Here is a 25448-nt window from a genome sequence, read left to right on the forward strand (position 1 = left end):
TTTTGTATTGCGTGAGAGCTTTGGCAGAGAGTTGCGCCTGAGTTCGTTTCGAGCTTCGGCGGGAGCGCGATCTTTCAGCCGTGCGTCGGCATAAGATGCGGCGCCAGCGACAAAGGAAAGTCAAAACGCCTATCGCTCAGGTTCTGGTCGGGAGGAACTGCTGTCCGCGGCAGCCTACCTTGGGCCCAGGAGAATTCAGGCCCGGAATGAACCATGACCGCGCAGCAGATCACGCTGGAAAACGACCTGAAGGACGAAACCACACCACACCGGACTTATGCTCTCGCCAGTCAGGCACTACACTGAATCGGAGGAAGAAATGCTGGCAAACTCGCTGATCGAACTCGATCGCGCACATCTGGTTCACCCGTTTTCATGCTATCGGAGCCACGAGGAGACGGGCGTGCGGGTGCTCAAATCCGCCAAGGGCGCAACAGTGACCGATGCAAGCGGGAAAACCCTGCTGGACGGATTCGCCGGTCTATGGTGTGTAAACATCGGATACGGCCAGGAAAGCGTCGTTGAAGCAGCAGCAAAGCAGCTAAGAGAGCTTCCCTATGCGACGGGATATTTCGGGCTGGGATCCGAGCCTGCCATTCGCCTTGCTGCCAGGCTTGCCGAACTGGCGCCCGGCGATTTGAACCATGTGTATTTCACGCTTGGCGGCTCCGACGCAGTCGACAGTACGATCCGCTTCATTCGCTATTACTACCATGCCAAGGGTACGCCGCAAAAAGACCAGTTCATCTCGGTCGAGTATGGCTACCATGGATCCTCGACGGCAGGGTCAGGTCTGACCGCGATCCCGGCTTTCCATGCGGGTTTCGGCGTGCCTTACGACTGGCAGCACAAAATTCCCTCGCACTACGCCTATCGCAATCCGGTCGGTTCCGACCCGCAGGCGATCATCGATGCATCGGTCGCGGCCCTGCGGGCCAAAATCGCAGTACTCGGCGCGGGCCGCGTTGCGGCTTTCTACGCCGAACCCATCCAGGGTTCGGGTGGTGTCCTCGTTCCACCGACAGGTTGGCTGAAGGCTCTGCACGCCGTATGCAAGGAACACGACATTCTGTTCGTCGCCGACGAAGTTATCACTGCCTTTGGCCGTACCGGCCCGCTCTTCGCCTGCGAGGAAGACGAGGTCGTGCCGGATTTCATGACCACGGCGAAGGGTCTGACCTCGGGCTACGTGCCGATGGGCGCCGTCTTCATGTCGGACCACGTATACAATACGATCGCGGACGGAGCCGGCAAAGCGGCTGTCGGCCATGGCTATACTTATTCGGCCCATCCCGTCAGCGCGGCGGTCGGGCTCGAATGCCTGCGTCTCTATGAAGATGGCTTGCTCGAGAATGGGCGGAAGGTGGGGAAGCGCTTGATGGAAGGCCTTCGCTCGTTCGCCGACCACCCGCTGGTTGGCGATATTCGCGGTCGCGGCATGCTGGCAGCAATCGAGTTGGTCACCGACAAGGCACGCAAGACGCCGCTGCCGGCGGCGGCCGATCCGGGGCGCCGCATCTTCGAACGCGCGTGGGTGAACGGCCTTGTCATCCGTGCCTTCAACAGCGGCATCCTCGGCTATGCGCCGCCGCTCTGCTGCACAGACGACGATATTGATGGAATCCTCGAACGCACGCGGATGACGCTGGATCAAACCCTCGAAGACAAGGACGTACGGTCAGCGATGAAGGGATGATCATTGCCATCGCCGAACCGACCTCGGTCAATCCAGAAGACATCTAGCGGGCATCGCATCGACCAGGGCGAAACTCACACAGTCCGGGTCTTTCGGATGTTTCCGGCCTAAGTGTCAGGCTAGACGCTTCGTTCTCCCGAAGCAAATCCCGAGGTGCTGCGCCAACAAGACCGACTTGGCAACCGTCCGCGCTCGGCCCGGGAAATCTTCTGTATACCAACGGCTCCGAGAGCGACATTCAATGCCAGGTGATCCGGCGCAAGATTTCCGGCGAAACCCGCTTACAGGCAGGACGCGCCTGTCGTGATACCTTACTGGGCCTAATGAAACTTGCCAAAAACTCCGGCTCTCCTTTTGGGACTATCTGCGATCGGCTCGGCGTGAGGCTTTACGTCCAATACTTGCCAAACCTCGTCAGCGGCGGCTGCGCATCCCACTGATCGACTTTGCCCCTGTTATTCATGGCACAGCAAAGGTGATGGTCCGGCGATTTTTTTCCACGAATCGTCGACCTCGCATCGGCCATTCTGAAGCTCAGCGAGGTCGATCGTGACTCGTTGCACGGCGAGTTCGGGTCTCTTCGGCCTGGAGCCCGCCATTGAGACAATTCCCGCCCGCTCAAGGGCCGCCAAGGAGCGGATACGTTCGGCTGCGGGGGCGCCGCCAACCTGCACAGTTCCGTGATGCTTTGCGGTCGATACCGATGGATCAGCGCCACCAGCCGACAATTCTCAGGGGTCAACGCCCACAGAATCTCTTCCGGCGCACACGACTGAGCCATTGGGTTCAGGGACCATCAGATGCCCCGCCTCCTGAGCCGTCGCCGCCGCCATCACTGTCATGCGTGTTTCCTGAGTAAGAGTGCTTTCCAAGTAAACAATGGCCTTGACGAAAGACGGAAATGCCTCTTTCACCCTGTCGAGGTTTTCCTGCACCTTGTCTGTTTTCAGGTCAAAGCCGTAGCGATGCCTCACCAACTGACGGAATCCCTTCAACTCACTCAGGGACTGATAAAGCTCGGGGTCGAGCACAGCCGGGCGGATGCCTGCAATTTCCGCCGACATCTGATCGAGCACATCCTGGCGCATCGTAGGCCCTTGGGGAACGAGGCCGTCTATGTCGTTGGACAGGCTGAGCAGGATGTCCTCGATGCCGTTGTAGACATTGTGGACTGCCAGCGAAACAGCTGCGACCGCTCCCCATTCGCCCAGTGACATCTCACTCCCATGAGCCGACAGATATTCCTCGATTTGCTGCAGTTCCTTCGCACCGCGGGCGATTTTTGGCGACAGTTTTGCGAATGCCGGATGCTTAAACGCTGTCATCAAGCAATTCCTGCACTCGTTCGGACGAAACGTCTGAGGCAAAGATCAGGTCATAGGGAATGTTCGTTCCCCGAAGCTGGTCTGCGACCAAGCGCTCTACCATGGCCCGGTGCGCGGGATCAGTGCTTCCGTGAACCAGCAGATCTACGTCGGAGTGGACGCGGAAACGGTCTTTCGCGAGGGATCCGACAATGGAGATATCGACACCGCGGGCTTTGGCGTTCCGGAGAATGCGCGATACACAGGCTTGCGCGGTCTTCCGGCGATCGTCAGCTCTTCGGCGGATCAAAGCGTCGATCTTGTTCATCTTTTTCGCCTGTTGCCTTTGGTCCAACTGTGACCCGAGGCTAGACTGTCGCAACTCTGCGAGCATCTGTGCGTGCAGACTTATCATCGCATGATATATATATTTAATCATTTGACGAGGATAAGGCGACAACAGGCGTTCGCTGGAAGTGTCCAGATGCAGTCGAAGTTTTAGGCTAAGCACCGTTCAGACGAGTGACAATGACGGCCTCCCCTGAAACGTGACATCGATTCGACAAATGCCGCGCGCGACAAGATGGAGCGTGGCACGAGCGCACGCGCTTGAGAATCGAGCCGGAGCTGCGTTCTCATCTGTCGAAAATGATGTCGAGAGGCAAATGGGATTTCACGATCGGTGACTTCAGCACGACGAAGCTGAAATATTTGTCGATTCCGATATCCAATTCGATCATGCGCTCCATGATCGTCTGATACTCGCTTATGCCCGCTGTGACAAACTTCACAAGATAGTCGTAGCCGCCTGAAACCAGATGGCATTCGATGACAGAATCGACTTTCTGAATTGCGGTGAGAAATCTCGCGAAGTCGTTCTGTTGATGGTGCTTGAGCGTGACTTCGGTGAAGATCGTTAGAGTCTGTCCGAGCTTGGACACGTCGATCTGGGCGGAATAGCCGGTGATGAAGCCTTCGGCCTGAAGCTTCTTCACCCGCATCAGGCAAGGGCTCGGCGAAAGGTTGACCAGATCGGCAAGCTCGACATTGGTGACCCGCCCGTTCTTTTGCAATTGGGATAAGATCTTGATGTCGATCTTGTCGAGCTTCATTGGAAACCTGTCACACGTTCGAACCGCGGATCGTCCGGCAGACGGCGTCCGTCACTTCCTGCGTGGTCGCTGTCCCTCCCACGTCGGGCGTTAGCACGCCTTCACTCGTCACCGTTTCCACAGCGCTCATCAACCGGACGGCCGCTGCGCTCTCGTCCAGATGTTCGAGCATCTGGGCAGCGGTCCAGAAGGTGGCGACCGGGTTGGCAATACCCTTGCCGGCGATGTCGAATGCCGAGCCGTGAATTGGCTCGAACATCGAGGGATAGCGCCGCTCGGGATCAATGTTGGCGGTCGGTGCAACGCCGAGACTGCCCGCGAGCGCGCCTGCAAGGTCCGACAATATGTCGGCGTGAAGATTGGTGGCGACGATCGTATCGAGGCTCCGAGGTTTCAACGTCATACGCACTGTCATAGCATCGACTAGCATCTTGTCCCACGCGACGTCCGGGAATTCCCGCGCCACCTCGGCTGCGATTTCGTCCCACATTACCATGCCGTGACGCTGCGCGTTGGATTTCGTAACAACTGTCAGGAGCTTTCGCGGCCGTGACTGCGCCAGCCGGAATGCATAGCGCATGATGCGGGTGACGCCGACGCGCGTGAAGATCGCGACCTCGGTTCCGACCTCCTCGGGGAGGCCGCGATGGGCGCGGCCGCCGTGGCCCGAATACTCGCCCTCGGAATTCTCACGCACGATCACCCAATCCAGATCGCCAGGGCCAACGCCCGCCAGCGGCGAAACAATCCCGGGCAATATCCTGGTCGGCCGCACATTCGCGTACTGATCAAAGCCTTGGCAGATCGGCAGCCGGAGGCCCCAGAGCGTGATGTCGTCAGGCAGATCGGGGGCGCCTACCGCGCCAAAGAAGATGGCGTCGAAGCGCTTCAGTTGCGCCACCCCATCTTCGGGCATCATCCGACCATGGGCCTTGTAATAGTCTGAGCCCCAGTCGAAGTGCTGGACGCGCAGCTTGAAGTCGCCGCAGCGCTGCTGCAGCGCCTCAAGCGCCTGGAGACCTGCGGCAATCACCTCTGGGCCGATCCCGTCGGCAGGAATGGCGGCAATCTCATATTCGCGCATCGTCACTTCCCTGTTTTTTGGTGCTGGCCGCCTCGTGGCCTCAATCTCGTGCGCGACCGATTGTACCTTGGCAAGACGGTCTTCTCAGAATTCAGCGACCTTGCCCCACGCAGCGGTCTTCAGACGCTCGGGCCTATAAGGACGCGGATCGACAATAGGCTCGCTGCCTGTGATGATGTCGGCGATCATATGCCCCGCGCCGGGGCCAATCCCGAAGCCGTGACCACTGAATCCCGCCGCCAGGATGAAGCCCGGAATCCCCTCCACTTCACCGACTGCGGGAATGCCATCGGGTGTACTGTCGATATAACCCGCCCAGACATCGGAGATCGCGACGCGGTGGAGTTCGGGGATCAATTCGCAGGCTCTTCGATATGTCAGCCGAATCTGTCCAATGTCGGGCTTCGGGTCGAGAATCCGGTTCCGTTCCATTGGCGTGATGTCGTCGAGGGTCCATTTGCGCAGGCTTTCATGGCCTTGACGCCAGCCCTCGAAGGCGCCCGGGGCGAGATTGCGCCAGCGGCGGGCGAACATAGGTACAAACTCGCGGCTGAACCTGAACTGCTGCGGCGTTGGATCGACACGCGCCCGCCCGCTGATCGCCAGCGCGTATCCACCGTTGCTGCGCCGCGTCAGAGAGACGCGCGTGGTATGCAGGGCATCCGGCAGGCTGTTTGCGCCGGGTGCCACGGCCAGAATGGACGAACGCACGGCAGCTTGCGGGAAACGCACACCAAGCTGGTTGCAGAAGGAAGAAGCCCACGCGCCCCCGGCCATGACCACGGTCTTTGTCTGGATGGTGCCCGCTTCGGTCACCACAGCGCTCACCCGGCCGGCGCTCAACTCCAGCCCGCGCGCCGCGCAATGCTGATGTAGGGTGCCGCCCGCCGCCATGATGCCGCGCGCGGCAACCGGCACTGCCTTGGAAGGGTCCGCCGTTCCGTCAGTTGGCGAGAACACGCCACCTTTCCATTTGCGGCCCGTCGCTTTGCCCCGTTCTGTGGCTTCTTCCGCACTCAGCATGTGCGTGGTGACCCCGACCGTTCTCGCAAAATCGCGCCACTTTGCCCAGCCCGCCAGCTCATTTTCGTCTTGTGAGAGATAGAGGAGCCCGCAGCGGTGAAAGCCGGTGTCTTGGCCGGTCTCCTGTGCTACCTTCTCCCAGAGGTCGAGGCTCTTGGTCGCCATCGGCAGCTCACGCGCATCGCGGTTCTGCTGACGGCACCAGCCCCAGTTGCGGCTGGACTGCTCGGCAGCGATACGCCCCTTCTCGACCAGGGCGACTTTGAGGCCGCGGCGCGCCAGATAGTATGCGCTGAACACGCCCACCACGCCGCCGCCGATGACGACGACGTCCGCCTCGCGAGAGAGGGAAGGGCTGCAGTCGATGTGCATGAGCGGCGCGGACATGGATGGACTCCGGTAATTTGAAGCATCCTAACCTGCCGCCTGCAGAGGCAGTCTGCGGAGTTTGTGCCTGGACGGAATATCCTGCGTTTAGCAGCCCTCAGGACAGGCAATTATTGTGCGAAAGCTCGCTGCGCGAGGCAAGCGGGGGTACACTTCATGCAGTCGCGTGATCTTCGGCATGGGCAATTCGGCACACGGCGCCGTCATCGACCTTGATCGGCAGCGCCAACATTGCGATGGGCCGTACGGTCACCAATCCGCTCGGCGGCATGGCCTGCACACGGTGCCGATGTACACCGGAAAGCCTTGGTCCTATCCCTCATGGGCGCGTATTGCCGGATGAAGGATATGGTTGCCTGATCCCGGTTTCCGCGCCGAAACGGGAACAGAGTGAAATGCCGAACTGGATGTTCTTTTCAGAAGTTCCTGCCGCGCGAGGGCCAAGTTTCGAAGACTCTGCGGAAACGGAACAGTCAAACTGGCTGGAAGAACGGAGCAACCCTTATGGAAGGCAGGCTCCAGAGGACATCCGATAGGCAGGGCTTGCCCCTTCGGAGAGTTCTCCAAGAAGGGGAACAGAGTCCGGTACACGGACCGGATTTCACAAGGGAGCCGCCAGGATGAGCAGAACCCGTCTCTCGCAGCCTCAGCGCGCGAAGCGCCGAGAAGGCCAGACTACGGCCGCTACGGTGAGGCGCTTCAGCTCAAAGGGCGATGAAGCGGTCCGCAACAGGGTGGACGCGCTCGGTTGAAAGGGGAGGTGATCTCGATGGTCGCAAGCATCCAGGCTGTAGCCCCCCACGATGTGGCGCTTTCGGTGCGCGACCTCACGGTGAATTTGCCGCAAGGCATGGAACGGACCCATGCTGTCAAGAACATTTCCTTCGATCTGAAACGCGGCCAGATCCTCTGCATCATAGGCGAGTCCGGATCGGGTAAGTCGGTCACGGCGAACGCGATCATGGGGCTTCTGCCAAAGGTGATCCGCCTCTCATCGGGTGTCATCCAGCTGGAGGGGATGAACATCATCGGCATGTCGCCAGACAAGCTGCGCAATCTGCGTGGACGGGTCGTGTCGATGATCTTTCAGGACCCGCTCTCTGCGCTCAATCCCCTGATGACGGTGGGCGCGCAGATTGACGAGGTCATGGCCGCGCATGGCTTCGGCACGCCACAAACCTGTCGCAACCGCGCCATCGAGCTGCTCACTGAAGTAGGCCTGCCAGATCCCGAACTCATGTATCACCAGTACCCTTTCCGGCTTTCGGGCGGGCAGCGGCAGCGCGTCATGATCGCCATGGCCTTGGCGCTCGAGCCGACGGTGCTGATTGCGGATGAACCAACCACCGCGCTCGACGTCACCACCCAAGCTCAGATCCTGCAACTGATCCGTGACATTCAGCGGCGCAAGGGCATGAGCGTGATGTTCATCACCCACGATTTCGGCGTGGTGGCCGAGATCGCCGACAGCGTCGTTGTGATGGAAAAGGGCCATGTCGTCGAACAGGGCAGCGCCGAGCAGGTGTTGAAGTCGCCCAAGCACCCTTATACCCAGCGCCTGATTGCAGCCGTACCGCATTTGACCGGCGAAGATCGCCCTCGTCCGGAGGCTGCCAGCAAGGAGCCGATCCTGAAGGTCGAGGGTCTGGTGAAGACCTATCGCGGCGGCAGCGCGCTATTCGGCGCGCAACGAGTTGTGACAGCGGTCAACGAGGTTTCGTTCGAACTGGCGCCCGGCCGCACGCTGGGGGTCGTAGGCGAGAGCGGTTCAGGAAAATCGTCGCTGGGTCGGCTGCTGATCAAGCTGCTGGACAGTGACGGCGGCGGGATCTTGTTCGAGGGATGTGACATAGCCAAGCTTTCCGAAGCGAAGTTCCGCCCGCTTCGACCCCAGATCCAGATGATCTTCCAGGATCCCTTCGCTTCTCTGAACCCACGCTCGACGGTCGGTCACATCATGACGGTAGGCCCGATGGCGCACGGGATGCCTTATGTCCAAGCGCGCGATGAAGCGCGTGCGCTTCTGGCCCATGTCGGTCTCGATGCCGGCGCTTTTGGCCGCTACCCGCACGAGTTCTCGGGTGGGCAACGCCAGCGCATCGGCATCGCTCGTGCGCTGATGTTCAAGCCGAAGCTGTTGATTGCCGACGAGGCGGTCTCCGCACTCGACGTGTCGATCCAGGCGCAGATCCTGCAGCTTCTGGACCAGATCCAGCGCGAGACCGGCGTGTCGATGGTCTTCATCACGCACGACCTGCGCGTCGCCAGCCAGATCTGCGACGAAATCGCTGTGATGCAGAAGGGCCGGATCGTCGAGCGCGGGCCGCCCTCGCAAATATTCCTGAACCCGCAAGCAGCCTACACGCGCCAACTGGTAGCGGCAATTCCAGGAGAGCGGCCGGGCAATGCCCGTCCAGTAGCAGCAAACGCATAACAGATAACAAGAGAGGAACTGCCATGACCAAAAATTCATCGACTACGTCCAACTACTCGAGGCGCGAAGCGCTGCGACTGATGGCGCTAGGTGGGGCTGCAGGCATCATCGCGCCCAATCTGTTGGGCAAGCCCGCCTTCGCCAAGACCCCTCCTGCCGGCCCGGCCGGTCGCGTCGTCGTCGGCCTCTCCCAAGAGCCGACCGTGTTCAATCCGCTGATGGCGCATATCGAAGTCGATGACGCGGTTCATTTCTCGGTTTTCGATGCGTTGGTCCGCATGGATCCCCAAGGTGGCCTACATCCAAACCTCGCAGCCGAGGTGCCAAGCCAGAAGAACGGCGGCATTTCGGAGGACGGTCTCAACTGGCGCATCCGGTTGCGCGACAATGCCCGCTGGCACGACGGTGAGCCCTTCACGGCCGAGGACGTGAAATTCACTCTTGAACTCATCACGAACCCGAAGTTTCGCGCTTGGCGCACGAGCGGCCATTCGCTCGTGCAGGACATCACAGTGGTTTCGCCCACAGAGATCACATGGCGGATGAAGGAGGCTTTTGCGCCCTATCTTTCGTTCTTGGCCGAAACCTTCATTGTGCCCAAGCACATTCTGGAGAAAGAGGCCGATCCGAATACAGCCGCGTTCAACCAGGCGCCGGTCGGCACCGGCGCATTCAAATGGAGCCAGCGCGTCGCGGGCGATCATATCGAGCTCGTCGCCAATCCTGAGTACGCCGGCGAAGGTCCCTATGTCGAGCAGCTCATCTTCAAATACATCCCCGACATGACGGTGCTCTACACGCAGTTCAAGAGCGGCGACGTGGACCTGGTCGATCAGTCGTTCATCACCGCCGACCATTATACTGAAGCCCGCGAACTACCAGACCGCGTGGTGACACTGGAGACAGGGGCATCGCTGGAGTCGATCTACCTCAATTTGGGCCGCCCGCAGTTCAAGGAGTTGGCAGTGCGCCAGGCGCTCTACGCCGCGTTGGACAGGAAGGCGATTGTCGACACGATCTATTACGGCGTGGGCACCCTCACCGAGACCTTCATGCCGAAGGAGTCCTACTACTACGACCCGAACTTGCCGGTTCAGGAGTTCAATCTGGACCGGGCGCGCCAAATCCTTGATGAGGCCGGCTGGGCGCCGGGGCCGGATGGAATCCGCGCCAAGGATGGGGTGCGACTGTCCTTCTCCAACTCAACAACTTCTGGCAACAACCTCCGCGAGCAGACGCAGCAGTTCCTGCAGCAGACGTTTGCCGAGATCGGCGTCGAGATGACGATCTCGAATTTGCCGGCTGCAGTCATGTGGGGCGAGTTCTGGCTGAAGTCGCAATTCGACACCGCCATGGTGGGCGTCACCTATCTGATTGCCGCGGACCCCGACGCCACAAACCGGCTCCATACGAAGGCAATCGCCGCTCAAGGCGGACACGGTTCGAACACCGGGCAATATTCCAACCCTGAGGTCGATGCCCTGCTCGAAAAGGGCGCTCGCAGCTTCGATCCGGAAGAACGGCGCGGGATCTATAATCGCGTGCAGGAAGTGGTGCGCCACGATCTGCCCTTCCTGCCGCTGTTCGCGTACACAATCGTCCTCGGGCGCAAGAAAGGGTTAGACGGCTTCGAACCTAACGCCAACACCCGCACCGCGTCGTGGAATGCCGCGGCCTGGCAGTGGAAGGCCTAATCTACGCAGTTGCCGCCGCCCCGCCCGATTCCGCCGCGGCGGCGGCAACAGACTAAAATGGTCAACCCACAACGGAGGACTCGAATGCGCGGCTTCCTGCTCAATCGCCTCTCGCAGAGCCTGGTGCTGCTTGTGATCATTTCGATCATCGGCTTCGGCATTCTGAACCTCCTTCCCGGCGGCCCGCTGGCGCAATTTGGGCTCGATCCCGGAATGACCCAGCAGGATATCGAGCGTCTCAAGGGGCTGCTGGGCCTCGATCGGCCTATATGGATCCAATATCTGGACTGGGCATGGCGGCTGGTGCGGGGCGACTGGGGTCACTCCTTCCGCGACGGAGCGCCGGTATTGGAGGTCATTGGCAGCCATCTCTTCGCCACGCTGCTGCTGATGGGGTCCTCAACCGCGATTGCGATCTCCATTGGCGCCTGGATCGGAATCCGCGGCGCCACGCACCGCTACTCGCTGTTCGACTATCTCGCAACTGTCGGGGCCATGGTCGCGTTGTCGGTCCCTACCTTCTGGTTCGGACTCGTCGGCATCTACGTCTTTTCCCTGAAGTTGGGTTGGCTGCCCGCGGGTAATATGTCCGAGATCGGCGATGGCTCGATCCTGGGCTACCTCCACCATCTGATCCTGCCAAGTATCGTGCTGTCGCTGGTCCATGTCGCGATCTGGAGCCGCTACATGCGGACGGCGACTCTCGACGCCATTAGCCAGGACTTCGTCAAGACGGCCCGGGCCAAGGGGTTGAGTGAACGCCGGATTCTGATGAAGCATGTCGTCGGCAACGCACTTTTGCCGATGATTACCTTGGCCGGGATGCAGCTTCCCAGCGTCCTCACTGGCGCGCTCGTGACCGAAACCGTCTTTACCTGGCCAGGAATGGGACGGTTGTTCCTCGATAGCCTTGGTTACAGCGACTATCCGGTTGTGATGGGGCTGCTGATGTTCTCCGCCATCCTCGTTCTGCTTGGAAACCTGATCGCCGACATTGTCGTCGCTATTGTCGATCCGCGCATTCGCCTGGCTTGAGCGCGCAACTTCCCCGACAGGAGACAGCCGATATGACCGCTCTCACCGCAAATGCAGCTCCAAGCCGATGGAGAAACAACCGCGCGGCACTTCGTTTCATGCGGCATCGCTTGGCGCTGCTCGGGTTGGCGATGATCATCTTCCTGAGCCTCGCTTGCGTCCTCGGCCCCCATCTCCTGCCTTATAACTCACTGTTCATCGATCTGCGGGCCCGCTTTGCCCCCCCGCTGACGGGCTACCACTTTCTAGGTACCGATCCGCTTGGCCGCGACGTGGCGGCAAGGCTTTTGATGGCGGGACGAATCTCGCTGCTGGTCGGTTTCTTTGCCATGGTTTTGTCGACGCTCATCGGCACCCTGGTCGGCGTAATTGCCGGCTATCGCGGTGGCTGGGTCGGGGCCACGCTGATGCGCATGGTCGATGGATTCCTGTCATTCCCATCGATCTTTCTGCTGCTGGCGCTGGCTGCCGCACTGAAGCCCAGTCCCGTGATGATCACCGTCATTATCGCTCTCACCAGTTGGATGGAGGTTGCCCGCATCGTCGAAGCGGAAGTCCGCTCGTTACGCGAACGCGAGTTCGTCCTGGCCGGGCGAATGCTGGGATTGAGCGGCACCCACATCATGTTCCGCGAGATACTGCCCAACGCCATGGGGCCGATTATCGTCGCTTCCACCTTGACGGTCGCGCGCGCCATTCTCATGGAAGCCTACATCAGTTTCCTCGGCTACGGGATCCAGCCGCCACTGCCCAGTTGGGGCAACATGCTCAATGGCGCCCAGCAATATCTGGGCAGCGCACCTTGGCTTGCCATCATTCCCGGGGCTGCAATCACCATCGCGGTAACCAGTTTCAATTTCATCGGTGACGGGCTGCGAGACGCGCTGGATGTCCGGGATGACCATATTTGAATACTGCGTCTGATCGCTTTCTTAATCCCTGGAAATCAAGAGAAGTCAGCCACGTGCAAGAGCCTCACATCGCCGACAAGAACACGCCCTACTGGTGGGAAGCGGCGCCCGTCATGCCGCTGCCGCGGCAACCAGTCGCAAAGACGCTTGACGTGGCAATCGTCGGCGCCGGTTATGCCGGTCTTTCGGCCGGGCTTGTGCTGGCGCGCGAAGGACGCTCGGTCGCAGCTTTTGATGCGATGAATCCGGGCGAGGGTGCTTCCACCCGCAACGGCGGGATTACGAGCGGGAGCATCCGGCCGGACTATGCCACGATCACCCGGCGCTTCGGGGAAGAGAAGGCCATGGCGATCGAGGCCGAGGGCAAGGTCGCACGCGAATTCCTCTACGACTTCATCAAGACCGAAGGGCTCGACTGCGACTTCCGACTGGTTGGCCAATTCAAAGGCGCTTTCGGATATGAACAGTATGAGAAGATGGCGCGCGGCGCCGAGACGCTGGCGAAGAAACTGGGGATCGAGTCCTACGCGGTTCCGCATGCCGAGCAGCGAAATTATATCGGCACCGACTTCTACCGCGGCGGAACCGTTCGGATGGACATTGGCGGGCTGCACCCCGCAAAATTCCATGCTGAGCTCCTGCGGGTGGCGCTCGCATCCGGGTTGACGGTCCATTCGCATACAGTGGTCAAGTCGATCGAGAGGAATGGTTCGGGGTTCCGCGTCGCGACTTCGGCAGGGACGGTGGATGCACGGCAGGTTCTGGTCTGTACCAACGGCTATACCGACGGCGCCGCTCCCTTCCTGCGCCGCCGCCTGGTTCCGGTCCGCAGCCGGATCATTGTCACCGAAGAACTTGCGCCTAATGTCATGGCGCGACTAATGCCGAAGCTGATGACGATCACCGAGAACCGGCAACTCGGTTTCTATTATCGCCCCTCGCCCGACGGAAAACGTATCCTGCTGGGGGGCCGTGACAGTTCTCGCGTCGGCGATCCCGCAGCGCCGAAACTTCTCCTACGCAAGGGACTGGTGAACCTTTTCCCGGAGTTGGAGAACGTGCGCCTTTCGCATTGCTGGTTCGGCAACGTGGCGATGAACCGAGACATGCTGCCCCGCATCTTCGAGAAGGACGGTGTGGTCTATGCCTCCGGCTTCTGCGGTTCGGGCGTGGTCTGGGCGCCATGGATTGGCATGCGTGCGGCCCACAAGTTGATGGGGCATGGCGAGCAGTCGCGCACTGCGTTCGACTTTCGACCGCCTTCGGCCGTCCCGCTCTATCGTGGCAATCCATGGTTCATGCCGGCGATTATCCAGGGCTATCGGATACAGGACCGTATCGCCTTCTGGCGCGCCAGCCGCTGATCGCCGGAAATATCAGGACATTCTCCAGGTTGGATTCGGCCTGGATTATAGCTCCCTGCCGTGGCTGGAAGAAACGCATTGCTGAACTACGACACGCAGCGATCCCGATCGCAAGCGGTTTTGCGACACCTTGTTGCCGGAGAGCACTCCAGTAGTATCGAAAAATCCGTCGGGGCTGGGGCCTGTCGGTGCGAAGCTGATCAGCGGTGGGACGCCTTTGCGCGGATCAGCGCGTCGGCCATGTAGAGGTCCTGCAGGGAGATGCCGGAACTGTCGAAGACCGTGATCTCATTGTCGAAGCGGCGTCCGGGCACACGCTTTTCAATGACGTCGCCGATTGGTGTTACCGCAAGCATGCCGGCGTCGATCTCGTCGCGCAAATGTTGGAACTCGCCGATCTGGACCGACTGGGAAAGCAGATCACAAAACAGACGTGCCTTGGGAAATAATTCGCTCGGCAATTCGCGCTTACCCGGAGCATCCGACCCCATGCTGACGATATGCGTTCCGGGTCCCACCCAAGCGGCATCGAACAGCGGTTCGCGTGAGGGTGTCGCCGTCACCACGATGTCGGCCGCGCGCACGGCTTCTTCCGGCAAGGCAGCGCGCGCCTTCAGTCCCCTTTCGCCGATCTGATCGACAAAAGCGTCGCGCCGCGGCGAAGGCCGGGCCACAACCAGCACGGTTTCGATTGGGCGGATGCGTGCCAGCGCCATCACTTCGAAGCTCGCCTGGTTGCCCGCACCGAAGATCGCCAGAACCTTGGCTTGCTTGCGCGCAAGAAGATCAGCCGCAACCGCGTCGGCTGCGGCCGTCCTGTAGGCGTTCACCTTTCCGGCCTCGATTACGGCGCGGAGCCGTCCTGTATGCTGATCGAGCAGGACGATGGTCGAGTTGTGGCGGGGAAGGCCACGTGCCGGGTTGCCCGACCAGAAGGAGCCAATTTTCACTCCGGTCAGGTCGTCCGACGAACCGGATTTGATTGAGAAGGTATTGGTCGCCTCCTGTGTGCGCCCGAGAACAGCGGGAAAGACCCAGCTCTGCCGCGATGCTGCCGCCACGAGAGCCTCGCGCGCCGCCTCGAAGGCAAGTTCATGCGTGACGAGGGCGGCTGACTCCTCTTCGCTGATGTAGATCATCAAAAATTCCTTCTGAGCATCATGCGTTTTATCGCTGGGGAGTGTTGCGGCTATGCCATTGCAGAGGCTGAGATCACATCCATTGGGGATGGTGCGGGCGTAACGCCGATCGCGGGCAACCACGAGGCGGCGATTCAATGTGTCAGGTATTCCTCGCCTGATTTGCGCGATTTGGCATGCCGAGGAACTGCTTAAAACGAATAATCCCGCTGATTTGAAGGGGCAAAACAGCAGCGAAATCTGTCCGCCGGGCGCGACTCTAAGATCCGACTTCAATCCGACTCCGGATCAACTGACAGCGTTGCATCTTATGGCCTTTGAGCATGACAGAGATATCGTCAGCGCCCCGACCGAGCTGATGAAATTGGAAACCCGCCATTTGCCGGGCGCGCTGAAGCTGTCGCAGGAGATGGCCTGGCCCTACCGCCAGGAGGATTGGGAATTTGCCGTGATGGTCGGCAATGGCCTGGTCCTCGAGCGGGCAGGACAGGTGATTGGCACCGCCATGTCGTGGAATTACGGACAGTCCTATGCCACGGTCGGGATGATCATAGTTACTGGCTCCGCGCAAGGCGGTGGCAACGGCGCCCGGCTCTTTGATGGATTGCTTGAGGCGGCACACGGTCGCAACGTGCTGCTCAACTCAACCGAAGAGGGGCTGGCGCTCTACAAGCGACGCGGCTTCACTGCCTGGGGCACGGTGCTTCAGCACCAGGGCTCGCTGGCTGTCGCCGTGACGCGGAGTACCCGCGACGACATCCGTCAAGCGACGGCCTCCGACCTCGCGGCGATCCAGGCCTTCGACGAACGGGCCACGGGCATGCCGCGGCTGGCGATGATGGCTGCGCTCGCCGATGTGGGCAACGCATTGGTCATTGAGCGCAGGGGACGGATTGCAGGCTACGCTATCGCGAGGAGGTTCGGCCGCGGCTATGTCGTCGGCCCTTGTGCAGCCGAGAGCGACCAAGACGCGCGGCTTCTGATCCTGGCCCAGCTTTCGAAGCTTCACAATCAATTCGTTCGCATCGACGTCTATGCCGAGGATGGATTGGGCGACTGGCTTGAGAACCTTGGTCTTCAGCAGTCCGGCAGTGCGACCGCCATGGTCAAAGGCCAACGACCCGTCTCCGAGCGGCCAGCCCATATGTATGCGTTGGCAAACCAATCGTTCACTTAGGAAACGAATTTATGAACAAGAGGGCGGCAAACCTGGCGGTGAGCGGGACGGCTCGGACGATCGACGCCTTGGTCACTCCGGCGCTGCTTCTCGACCGTGGGCGGCTCGAGCGCAACATCCAGGGTCTGGCCGAGCGCGCCAGGAAGCTTGGCGTGGTGCTGCGCCCGCATATGAAGACGGCCAAAAGCATTGACGTCGCCCGATGCGCGTTCCATCCAGAACCCGGTCCGATCACGGTTTCGACCATCGCCGAGGCGGAGTATTTTGCGGGCCATGGCTTTCGAGACATGACCTATGCGGTCGGCATCTCGCCGGCTTCGGCCATGCGTGCCATGGAGTTTTGTCGCCGTACCGGTGTCGATCTGAAGCTGTTGCTCGATTCGGTCGGGCAGGCCGATGCCCTGGCCGGCGTGCGCGAAGCAATCGGCGTGACGCCGTCCGTCTTCATCGAACTGGACTGCGATGACCATCGCGGTGGATTGAAGCCAGACGATCCCAAGCTACTCGAGGTGGCCAACAGGGTCGGCGAAGCGGGCGCTAATCTCGTCGGCGTCCTCGCCCATGCGGGCGAGTCCTATACCTTGAGCACGCCCGAGGCGCTGATCAAAGCAGCCGAGAACGAGCGTTCGGCCAGCTTGCGCGCGGCCGAAACTTTGCGCGCACACGGCCATGCCTGCCCGATCATCAGCCTCGGTTCGACGCCGACTGCACACTTCGCCGAGAGTCTAGAAGGCATTACGGAGTTGCGCGCCGGCGTCTACATGTTTTTCGACCTCGTCCAGCACGGGGTCGGGGTCTGTGCCATCGACGATATCGCGGTTTCCGTGTTGGCCACCGTGATCGGCGCCAAGCCGGAAAAGGGATGGGTGCTGGTCGACGCCGGGTGGATGGCGCTTTCGCGCGACCGGGGAACCGCAAACCAGCAGATCGACCAGGGTTACGGCGTGGTCTGCGACGAAAAGGGGCGGGTGCTTGAAGATGTGATCGTGGCCCAGGCCAGCCAGGAACACGGTATCCTCGCCGTTCGTGCCGGTTCTGGAAAGTCCATGCCCGAGCTGCCGCTCGGGTCTCGGGTCCGGATTCTGCCCAACCATGCGTGTGCAATGGCCGCCCAGCATGATTTCTACAGCGTCGTCAACGGGGACAGCCCCAAGATTGAAGCGCGCTGGGAGCGGATGCGCGGCTGGTAGGCGCGCAACTACGCTCGGATGTCGCCCCACTCAAATCAACACTGGTGGTCAAGAAAATGAAGTTTACCTCTTACTGGCTGGATACATCTCAGCCGTTCAATGAAGGGTCGTCCAAACCGCTCGAAGGCCACTACGACGTGGCGATTGTGGGCGGCGGCCTGACCGGCTCCTCCGCCGCGCTGGCCCTTGCCAAAAAGGGCGCCCGGGTTGCCCTGTTGGAGGCCGAAACGATCGGCAACGCCGCGTCCGGCCGCAATGGCGGGATGTGCAACAACGGCTTTGCCCAGAACTATGCAATCATGGCTGGCAAGCACGGCAAGCCGGCCGCAAATGCGCTCTACAAGGCTTTCGACGCCGGCGTCGATATGGTCGAGCGGTTGGTGCAGGAAGAGAAGATCGACTGCAGCTTCTCCCGCGTCGGCAAGCTCAAGCTTGCCGCCAAGCCCGAACACTACGACATGCTGGCGCGCAGCCAGGAACTGCTGGCGGCCAATGTCGATCCCGAAACCAGGATGATCGCGCGCGAGGACCTGCGAACCGAAGTCGGCACCAACCGCTACCATGGCGGGCTGCTCTTTCCCAAGAGCGCGGGCATGCATGTCGGCCGGTTCGTCCGGGGCCTCGCGACCGCCGCTGCCCGGCGTGGCGCAGAGGTCCATGAACGCTCGCCCGTCATGGCGATGCGCAAGGTTTCAGGCGGGCATGAGGTAACGACGCCAAAGGGCAAGATCGTCGCGCGGCAGGTCCTGTTGGCAAGCGGCATTTCCCAGGTTGGCCCGCTCGGCTGGATCCGCCGGCGCATGATCCCAGTCGGCGCATTTCTGATCGTGACCGAGCCGCTGTCGCCTGACCACCTTAGGCGTCTCATGCCGACCGGGCGCATGGTCGTCGACACGCGCAATCTCGTTGTCTACTGGCGGCTCACGCCGGACAATCGCCTTTTGTTCGGCGGGAGGGCGCGCTTTGCCGTGTCCAACCCTCAATCCGACGAAAAAAGCGGCCGGATACTCAAGGCGGCGATGGTCGAGGTCTTTCCGGAACTGGCCGGCACCCGCATCGACTACTGCTGGGGCGGCATGGTCGATATGACCCGCGATCGCCTGCCGCGCGCGGGAGAGCGCCATGGCATCTATTACTCAATGGGCTATAGCGGACACGGGACCCAGATGTCGACGTTGATGGGCACCATCATGGCCGACGTCATGGACGGGCACCCCGAGCTCAATCCCTGGAAGGATTTCGACTGGCCAGCGATCCCCGGTTATTTCGGGCGCCCCTGGTTCCTGCCGATTCTCGGCGCCTATTACCGCATGAAGGACCTTGTAGGGTGATGACGCCCCTCGAACACCTGTCCCGCAACGGCCACCTGGACAAGTTTTTCATCGACGGTCAATGGGTTGAGCCGAGTGGCACCGCGACGGGCGCCGTCGTCAATCCGGCCACAGAAGAGGTTGTGAGCCAGTTTCGGCTTGGAAATGGCGAGGACGTGGACGCGGCCGTTGCAGCGGCTCGCAGGGCATTCGCCACCTGGAGTCGGACCACGCCAGAAGACCGCGCGGGTCTGCTCGATCGCCTGCAAGCGCTGATCGAGGCGCGCGGCGAACTGCTGGCTCAATGCCTGAGCCTCGAAATGGGCGCGGCGATCAGCTATGCGCGCAGCGCCCAGGTGCCGCTTGCGATCACGCATGTGAAGGTCGCTCGCGATGTGTTGACAGACTTTCGCTTCGTCAAGCAGCGGGGGCAGACCGCCGTCACCCACGAACCGATCGGTGTCTGCGCCTTGATCACTCCGTGGAACTGGCCACTTTACCAGATCACCGCCAAGGTTTCGCCGGCGCTCGCTGCAGGCTGCACGATCGTGCTGAAGCCGAGTGAGCTTTCTCCGCTGGACGCCGTGCTGTTCGCCGAGGCGATCGAGGAAGCCGGCTTTCCTGCCGGGGTTTTCAACCTCGTGCAAGGTGATGGTCCAGGCGTGGGTATGGGTCTCGCCTCCCATCCGGATGTCGACATGATCTCCATTACCGGGTCCACCCGCGCGGGCATTGCGGTGGCCCAGGCGGCAGCGACCACGGTCAAGCGTGTCGCGCAGGAGCTCGGCGGCAAGTCGCCGAACGTGATCCTGCCTGACGCAGATCTCGATCGCGCCGTTTCTCTGGGCGTTGCCGCCGCCTTCCGCAATCTCGGCCAGTCATGCAGCGCCCCGACGCGCATGATCGTGCCACGCGCGCTGCTTTCCGAGATCGAGGCAATCGCCAAAAGGGCCGCAGCCCAGATCGTCATTGGTGATCCTCTTTGCGAAGCCACAACTCATGGTGCAATCGCAAACCGTGCCCAATTCGACCGCATCCAAACCATGATCGGCGTCGGCATTTCTGAGGGCGCCAGGCTCCTCACCGGAGGACCGGGTCGTGCGCACGATCTGAACGTCGGGTTCTATGTGAAGCCGACCATCTTTTCCGACGTGCGCACGAGCATGCGCATTGCCCAGGAAGAGGTCTTCGGGCCAGTTCTCTGCATCATCCCCTACGACACAATCGAGGAGGCCGTCACCATCGCCAACGACACGGTTTACGGTCTGGGGGCCCATGTGCAGGGCGAGGATGTGGACACCGTCAGGGACGTGGCCTCGCGGATTCGCTCCGGTCAGGTGCATCTCAACTACCCGGCCTGGGATCCGCACGCTCCGTTTGGCGGTTTCAAGCAGTCCGGAAACGGACGCGAATATGGGATCGAGGGCATGTTGGAGTATCTCGAGGTCAAATCCATCCTCGGCTATTTCTAGGCGACATCTTCGCCAAGCACAGGGGCGCGCCCGTCGGCCGAGCCGAGCTCCTGGACCGGGCCTGGCAATTTGCCATGGCTCCGCAGCGCGCGGGCGATCTGCTGAGAAGCCGGTCGAGGCCCGGTGGCCAGGCTTGGTCGATCTAGAATACCGTCGAAATTAGAGATGTCTGGCCGTAACGGTTCAGCCGATCAAGTCTGTACGTTTCGTACATCGAATTGAACACAACCGTGGATAGATTACCATCGCCCTGGGCCGCGTATGGGGAGGGTTGGATGAGTAAGGTGCAGAGGATCAGTCCGGTAGTAGAGCAAGCAATCGCCGCAGTCCTCAATAGGGAGGATCGTGGTGACACCATCTCGATCACAGCGACATTAAACGCAACACGGCAAGCGGCCCCTTATCTGGTCGCATCCGAGGAAGAGCTAACCGAGGCGATCGTCGAGGCAGCAACTGCCCTTGGCCTGTCCGTGGCTTTCGACCGTCGGGAATAGCCGCCGCTCACTAGTCCTTGCTCGCTTCCCTGGCGCGCTTACTGCGAGCCCACGCGATGACGCGTGCGTGCTCGTCCGCTATAGCCGCGCCGAAGCGGCAAGGCATCGCCGATGCCCTGCAGTGATTGCGTCCTTGTTATAGCCAGCATCGCCAACGATCGCCCACACTGGTTGACGAAAGATGTTGGGCAACGCTGCGCCAGCGAACGGCCGCTCGCGCCTTGCTGCGCCAAGACGTCGGCGAAGGCAGGCCATCCCCGGCTCCGATCAAGAGCCCTGCGCCAGCCGGTCCACCAAGGTTGCAGCGATCACCCTCGATGTCGTAGAGCCTATGGTCGGCGGTCAAAATTGGCGGAGAAGAATATATGCCAGAGCACCCGAAACTCGTCTCGACTGCCAAGTCGCAGGGCGGCGCCCAGCATGTTTACTCTCATCTCTCGACGAGCTGCTCATGCGAAATGACGTTTGCCATTTTCGTGCCTCCGCAGGCACGGGAAAGGCGCTGCCCCGTGGTGTGGTACCTCTCCGGACTCAACTGCACCCATGCGAATGTAATGGAAAAAGGCGAATACAGACGTATTGCCGCCGAACTTGGCTTGATCGTCGTCTGTCCCGACACCAGCCCGCGTGGTGCCGACATTCCGGATGAAAAGGACAATTGGCAGTTCGGCAGCGGCGCCGGTTTCTACCTCGACGCGACGCAAGAGCCATATGCCAAGAACTATCGCATGTATTCCTATATCGTCGAGGAGCTGCCAGCCGTAATCGGGCGCGAATTTCCCGCCGATATGGCGCGCCAGTCGATCTTCGGCCATTCGATGGGCGGGCATGGCGCGCTGGCGATCGCACTGAAAAATCCCGCACGTTTCAGGAGTTGCTCGGCATTTGCGCCGATCGTGCAGCCAAGCACAGCCGGCTGGTCGAAGCCGGCTTTCGAAAAATATCTCGGCCTGGATGAGGTCTCGTGGCGGCGCTACGATGCCACATCGCTCATCGAGGATGGACACCGTTTCCCGGAATTCCTGGTCGATCAGGGAACGTCAGACGGTTTCCTCCAGGAGGGCCTCAGGCCTTGGCTGCTCGAAGACGCCTGCTCCAAGGCAGGCATTCCGTTGAAATTGCGGATGCAGGACGAATACGATCACTCCTATTTTTTCATTTCGACGTTCATGCATGACCATATGACGTGGCATGCCGACCGGCTTTCACGAGCCTAGGCCGTAGGAATAGGTCGGCAGTCAGGCGGGCTCGGTGACGACGCCGATACGCCGGTAGACGAATGGTTCGTCCCTCGAAGGGACCGTCGCAGCGCGCTGGGCTTCGTCGACCAGCATTGCCATGCGCGCATGGATCGGCGATTTCGCGCAAGCCGGGTCCGTCGCGGCGGCATCGCCGGCGATTGCCATCGCCTGGCAGCGGCAGCCGCCCCAGTCGATCTCGCGCCGCTCACAGTTGCGGCAGGGCTCCTGCATCCAGTCCGTGCCTCGAAAGGCATTAAATGCAGGGGACTCGGTCCAGATCGCGGCCAGGCTGCGTGGTCCAAAACGCTCGAAGCTGAGCGACGGGATGGTCTGGGCGGCATGGCATGGCAGTACGGTGCCGTCCGGCGTCACCATGAAGGCGTCGCGCGCCCAGCCGCCCATGCACGGCTTGGGATAGATGGCGAAATAATCCGGCGTGACGAAATCGATGTTCATGATGCCGGTGAGCCGTTCGCGCGCCGCCGCGACGATCTCCGCCTGCCGGTCGACGTCAGCACGCTCGGGCATCAGTTGATCGCGATTGGTCAGCGCCCAGCCGGCGTACTGCACGTTGGCGATCTCGAGACGCTCCGCACCCAGCGAAAGGGCCAGATCGATGAATTCCGGTACCTCCTCGATATTGTGGCGATGGATCGGCGCGTTGATGGTAAGCGGCAAGCCGGCCGCGCGAGCGCGCCGTGCCGTTTCCAGCTTCTTTTCGTGGCTGCCCCGGTGATTGCCGATGCGCTCGGTGGTCGCCGGTCGTGCGCCTTGAAAGCTCAGTTGCAGATGGTCGAGCCCGGCTTCGGCAAATGCCTCGATGCGGCCATCAGCAATGCCGACGCCGGCGGTGATCAGGTTGGTGTAGACGCCGCGGGCCGAAAGCCCGGCGATCAATTGCTCGAGATCGCGACGCAGCGTCGGTTCACCGCCGGACAGATGCACCTGGAGAACGCCAAGATCGGCCGCCTGCGAGAACAGGTCGAGCCAGCTCTGCGTGTCGAGTTCGCGATTGGCCTTCAGCAATTCGAGCGGATTGGAGCAATAGGGGCATTGCAGCGGGCAGCGATGCGTCAGTTCCGCCAGCATGCCGATCGGGGGGAGAGGGGGCTCGCTCATAGCTTCACCAGCAGCTTGTCCGACCATTCCTGCAGGAAGGCGATGACATCGGCCGCCACAGCCTCCTGTTCGGCGTCATAATCTGCGGCAAGGCCGGCAATGATGTGGCCGACCGTGGACCGCCCATCGCAGCGGCGCAATATGTCGAGGCTGATATCGTTTGGCCAGAACACCTTTTCGGGCGAAAGCACGGCGAACGCCTGGCGCACGGGGTCGTACTGTATGCGCACGTGCTTCGGCAGCGATGGAACCGACTGCGGCGACACCATGGCTCTTTCGCGCAGTGCTATCATTGGGCTGCCTCCGGACGGAAGGCGCCGGGCGGGATATTGCCCGGCTCGCCATAGGCGTGTTGAAGCGCGTCGAGCATGGCCCAGAGTATATCGCATTTGAACACCAGTGCATCGATCGCCTGCTGCTGGCGTTCCGCCGTGTCGGCATGTTCGAGCACATAGGCAAGCGCGAAGTCGGCGTCGCGCGATGCCTGTTCGGGCCGTCGGCTGAAGTAGGCCAGCGTGTCCTCGGTGATATAATCGTATCTGGCCAGCATCGCCGGTACCCGCTCGCCGATGATGAGCGGCGAGAACATCTCGGTCAGCGACGACGCGACCGCCTCCAGCAGGGTCCGGTTCGTGCAAAAGGAGAGGTAAGCGCCAACTGCGAAACGTGTCGCCGGCAGGGCCAGCCTCTCGCTCTTCACCGCGCCGGCATCGAGACCGAGCGAGGTCGCCAGGTGCAACCAGCGCGCAATACCGCCGCTCCAGCCGTCCTCGCCGTCATGATCCTCGATGCGTTTGCGCCAGGCGGCGCGAAACGCCGGATCCTCGGCATGTGCGAGGATCATAGCGTCCTTGCGTGGAATGACGGCCTGATAGCAATAGCGGTTCAGCGCCCAGGCCTGCATCTCGGTCTTCGACAGCGCACCGCTGGTCATCCTGTGATGGAAAGGATGGCGGTTGTGATAGCGCTCGGCACCGACCTGCCGCAGCACGGCTTCGAGCTCTCTGGAGGACAGGCCGTTGCTGGCTGCGTCGTGGAAATCACTCAAAGTTGCATCTCCATCCCGTCGCGGGCCACTTCCCAGCCAGCCGCTTTGACTGCAGCATGCTCGGCAGAATTCTCGTCCAGAACAGGATTGGTGTTGTTGATGTGGACGAAGACACGGCGGCCGATCCTCACATCGGCCAAGCCGGCGATCGACCCCGCGTCTCCCGACATTGCCAGATGCCCCATACGCGCACCGGTCTTTTGGCCGACGCGGGCAGCAATCATCTCGTCGTCGGTGAAGACCGTGCCGTCGAACAGAAGGCATGCGGCATCGGCTAGACGCGTGCACAGGGTCGCATCGATGCGGGCGCAGCCGGGGATGTAGAAGACGGAGCCGCGACTGCCGGCACCGGCGATTCGAACGCCGATCGTGTCGCCGGCATCGGAGCTGAAATTGGCATCCGGCTGGCCTCTTTCTTCGAGATAGAGGGCTATCTTCCCGGGGACGGGAAAGCTCTCGACAGCCACGCCTGTGTCGTGGCCGTCTGCATCGCAGATCGACAGTTCTTGCGCCGGCGGCAAGATGCGTCGCGGCACGAGCGCCGGATCGAGGACATTGAAAATCGAATTCGCCTCCAGCGTCGCCAGAACCTGTGTCGTTGCATAGATAGCGAAAGGCTGCCGCTCACGCAGGCTGAGCAGGCCGGCGACATGATCGACATCGGCATTGGTCAGCACCACCGCGCGAATAGGTGTCGAGCGCAGCGGCGCATCGTGCGCGGGTTGCAATTCAGGCGTTGCCGCGATCTGCTGGCGAATGTCGGGCGAGGCGTTGAACAGAACCCAGCCGAGTCCATCCGCCGATACGGCGACACTCGATTGGGTTCGTGAATGCACGCCAGCTACCCCGGCGCGAGCCCCGCGGCTCAGACGATAATTGCAGTTCCATTGCGGGAAGCCGCCGCCAGCGGCCGATCCGATGATTTTTAAGCGCATGAAAACGCCCGCCCCGCGGCTTCTCTGACCAGCAGCCAATTTGCGGCCGCAAGAAACGCCCCGCTCGCTTTGCGTGCATCAAACTCTTTCACGAAAATCCCATGCGGCAAGGGGATGCGTGCCCCTGTTGCCAGGGACACGCACCTCTGCGGCCTACTTCTTGGGAGTAATTTCAGCAGGCAGATACCGCGAAATTTCGAAGCCCGCAGCAACCTGACACATGGTCGGTTTTGTCCAGCTCTTCTTCATAGCATTTCTCCTCTTCTACCAGCCCGAAGG

At 61.2% G+C, this 25448-nt stretch carries 22 protein-coding genes; 12 read left to right on the forward strand and 10 right to left on the reverse strand.

Annotated elements, in window-relative coordinates; genetic code table 11:
• Positions 1-319: 319 nt before the first annotated feature.
• Complete coding sequence (locus NKH13_RS18595) at positions 320-1696, forward strand: aspartate aminotransferase family protein (protein ID WP_352913569.1); 1377 nt, start codon at positions 320-322, stop codon at positions 1694-1696.
• A gap of 731 nt (positions 1697-2427) precedes the next feature.
• On the opposite strand, the gene NKH13_RS18600 is transcribed toward NKH13_RS18595, so the two are convergent.
• The 5 genes from NKH13_RS18600 to NKH13_RS18620 all read right to left on the reverse strand — a co-directional run bounded on the left by NKH13_RS18600 (position 2428) and on the right by NKH13_RS18620 (position 6606).
• Positions 2428-3021: a ribonuclease toxin HepT-like protein gene (locus NKH13_RS18600; RefSeq protein WP_352913572.1), complete on the reverse strand. Its 594-nt coding sequence runs from the start codon at positions 3019-3021 to the stop codon at positions 2428-2430.
• Positions 3008-3328 carry a nucleotidyltransferase domain-containing protein gene (locus NKH13_RS18605; protein WP_352913574.1) on the reverse strand — a complete coding sequence of 107 codons (321 nt, stop codon included), beginning with the start codon at positions 3326-3328 and terminating at the stop codon, positions 3008-3010. The genes NKH13_RS18600 and NKH13_RS18605 overlap by 14 nt, the downstream gene beginning before the upstream one ends.
• Positions 3329-3635: 307 nt before the next feature.
• On the reverse strand, positions 3636-4112 hold the full coding sequence (locus tag NKH13_RS18610; protein WP_352492386.1) for an Lrp/AsnC family transcriptional regulator: 477 nt from the start codon (positions 4110-4112) through the stop codon (positions 3636-3638).
• Positions 4113-4122: 10 nt separating this feature from the next.
• Positions 4123-5196 carry a tartrate dehydrogenase gene (locus NKH13_RS18615; RefSeq protein ID WP_352913576.1) on the reverse strand — a complete coding sequence of 358 codons (1074 nt, stop codon included), beginning with the start codon at positions 5194-5196 and terminating at the stop codon, positions 4123-4125.
• 84 nt (positions 5197-5280) lie between these two features.
• Positions 5281-6606, reverse strand: coding sequence for an NAD(P)/FAD-dependent oxidoreductase (locus NKH13_RS18620; RefSeq protein ID WP_352913578.1), 1326 nt, complete (start codon positions 6604-6606; stop codon positions 5281-5283).
• A 769-nt stretch (positions 6607-7375) separates the two neighbouring features.
• On the opposite strand from NKH13_RS18620, the gene NKH13_RS18625 reads away from it, so the two are divergent.
• The 5 genes from NKH13_RS18625 to NKH13_RS18645 all read left to right on the forward strand — a co-directional run bounded on the left by NKH13_RS18625 (position 7376) and on the right by NKH13_RS18645 (position 14044).
• Positions 7376-9040, forward strand: a complete 1665-nt coding sequence (locus tag NKH13_RS18625) for an ABC transporter ATP-binding protein (RefSeq protein WP_352913580.1) — start codon at positions 7376-7378, stop codon at positions 9038-9040.
• 23 nt (positions 9041-9063) lie between these two features.
• Positions 9064-10734 (forward strand): peptide ABC transporter substrate-binding protein, encoded by a 1671-nt coding sequence (locus tag NKH13_RS18630; protein WP_352913583.1) that lies wholly within the window; start codon positions 9064-9066, stop codon positions 10732-10734.
• A gap of 84 nt (positions 10735-10818) precedes the next feature.
• Positions 10819-11769 carry an ABC transporter permease gene (locus NKH13_RS18635; protein WP_352913586.1) on the forward strand — a complete coding sequence of 317 codons (951 nt, stop codon included), beginning with the start codon at positions 10819-10821 and terminating at the stop codon, positions 11767-11769.
• A 32-nt stretch (positions 11770-11801) separates the two neighbouring features.
• Positions 11802-12680, forward strand: coding sequence for an ABC transporter permease (locus NKH13_RS18640; protein WP_352913589.1), 879 nt, complete (start codon positions 11802-11804; stop codon positions 12678-12680).
• 113 nt (positions 12681-12793) lie between these two features.
• A complete protein-coding gene (locus NKH13_RS18645; protein ID WP_502914573.1) occupies positions 12794-14044 on the forward strand; it encodes an NAD(P)/FAD-dependent oxidoreductase in 1251 nt (416 codons plus the stop codon).
• A 200-nt stretch (positions 14045-14244) separates the two neighbouring features.
• Here NKH13_RS18645 and NKH13_RS18650 read toward each other — a convergent pair whose 3' ends face one another.
• Positions 14245-15183 carry an ornithine cyclodeaminase family protein gene (locus tag NKH13_RS18650; RefSeq protein ID WP_352913593.1) on the reverse strand — a complete coding sequence of 313 codons (939 nt, stop codon included), beginning with the start codon at positions 15181-15183 and terminating at the stop codon, positions 14245-14247.
• Between the two features lie 139 nt (positions 15184-15322).
• On the opposite strand from NKH13_RS18650, the gene NKH13_RS18655 reads away from it, so the two are divergent.
• From NKH13_RS18655 to fghA, 6 genes are all read left to right on the forward strand, one after another.
• Positions 15323-16360, forward strand: a complete 1038-nt coding sequence (locus NKH13_RS18655) for a GNAT family N-acetyltransferase (RefSeq protein WP_352913595.1) — start codon at positions 15323-15325, stop codon at positions 16358-16360.
• Positions 16361-16371: 11 nt separating this feature from the next.
• Positions 16372-17550 (forward strand): alanine racemase, encoded by a 1179-nt coding sequence (locus NKH13_RS18660; protein WP_352913597.1) that lies wholly within the window; start codon positions 16372-16374, stop codon positions 17548-17550.
• Between the two features lie 56 nt (positions 17551-17606).
• Entirely contained in the window at positions 17607-18881 is a 1275-nt protein-coding gene (locus NKH13_RS18665; RefSeq protein WP_352913599.1) for an NAD(P)/FAD-dependent oxidoreductase, read from the forward strand.
• Positions 18878-20332 (forward strand): aldehyde dehydrogenase family protein, encoded by a 1455-nt coding sequence (locus NKH13_RS18670; RefSeq protein WP_352913602.1) that lies wholly within the window; start codon positions 18878-18880, stop codon positions 20330-20332. Before NKH13_RS18665 ends, NKH13_RS18670 begins: the two co-directional genes overlap by 4 nt.
• Before the next feature lie 275 nt (positions 20333-20607).
• Complete coding sequence (locus NKH13_RS18675; protein ID WP_352913604.1) at positions 20608-20826, forward strand: hypothetical protein; 219 nt, start codon at positions 20608-20610, stop codon at positions 20824-20826.
• Positions 20827-21191: 365 nt separating this feature from the next.
• On the forward strand, positions 21192-22043 hold the full coding sequence (gene fghA, locus NKH13_RS18680) for an S-formylglutathione hydrolase (protein ID WP_352913606.1): 852 nt from the start codon (positions 21192-21194) through the stop codon (positions 22041-22043).
• Between the two features lie 21 nt (positions 22044-22064).
• Here the strand turns inward: fghA and pqqE are convergent, their stop codons facing one another.
• The 4 genes from pqqE to pqqB are packed head-to-tail and all read right to left on the reverse strand — an operon-like array spanning position 22065 to position 25169.
• Positions 22065-23186 carry a pyrroloquinoline quinone biosynthesis protein PqqE gene (pqqE, locus tag NKH13_RS18685; protein WP_352913608.1) on the reverse strand — a complete coding sequence of 374 codons (1122 nt, stop codon included), beginning with the start codon at positions 23184-23186 and terminating at the stop codon, positions 22065-22067.
• A complete protein-coding gene (gene pqqD, locus NKH13_RS18690) occupies positions 23183-23479 on the reverse strand; it encodes a pyrroloquinoline quinone biosynthesis peptide chaperone PqqD (protein WP_352913610.1) in 297 nt (98 codons plus the stop codon). The genes pqqE and pqqD overlap by 4 nt, the downstream gene beginning before the upstream one ends.
• Positions 23476-24234, reverse strand: coding sequence for a pyrroloquinoline-quinone synthase PqqC (gene pqqC / locus NKH13_RS18695; protein WP_352913613.1), 759 nt, complete (start codon positions 24232-24234; stop codon positions 23476-23478). Before pqqC ends, pqqD begins: the two co-directional genes overlap by 4 nt.
• A complete protein-coding gene (gene pqqB / locus NKH13_RS18700) occupies positions 24231-25169 on the reverse strand; it encodes a pyrroloquinoline quinone biosynthesis protein PqqB (protein WP_352913616.1) in 939 nt (312 codons plus the stop codon). The genes pqqC and pqqB overlap by 4 nt, the downstream gene beginning before the upstream one ends.
• Positions 25170-25448 lie beyond the last annotated feature (279 nt).

Source organism: Mesorhizobium sp. M1348, assembly GCF_040317925.1.
GTDB lineage: Bacteria > Pseudomonadota > Alphaproteobacteria > Rhizobiales > Rhizobiaceae > Mesorhizobium.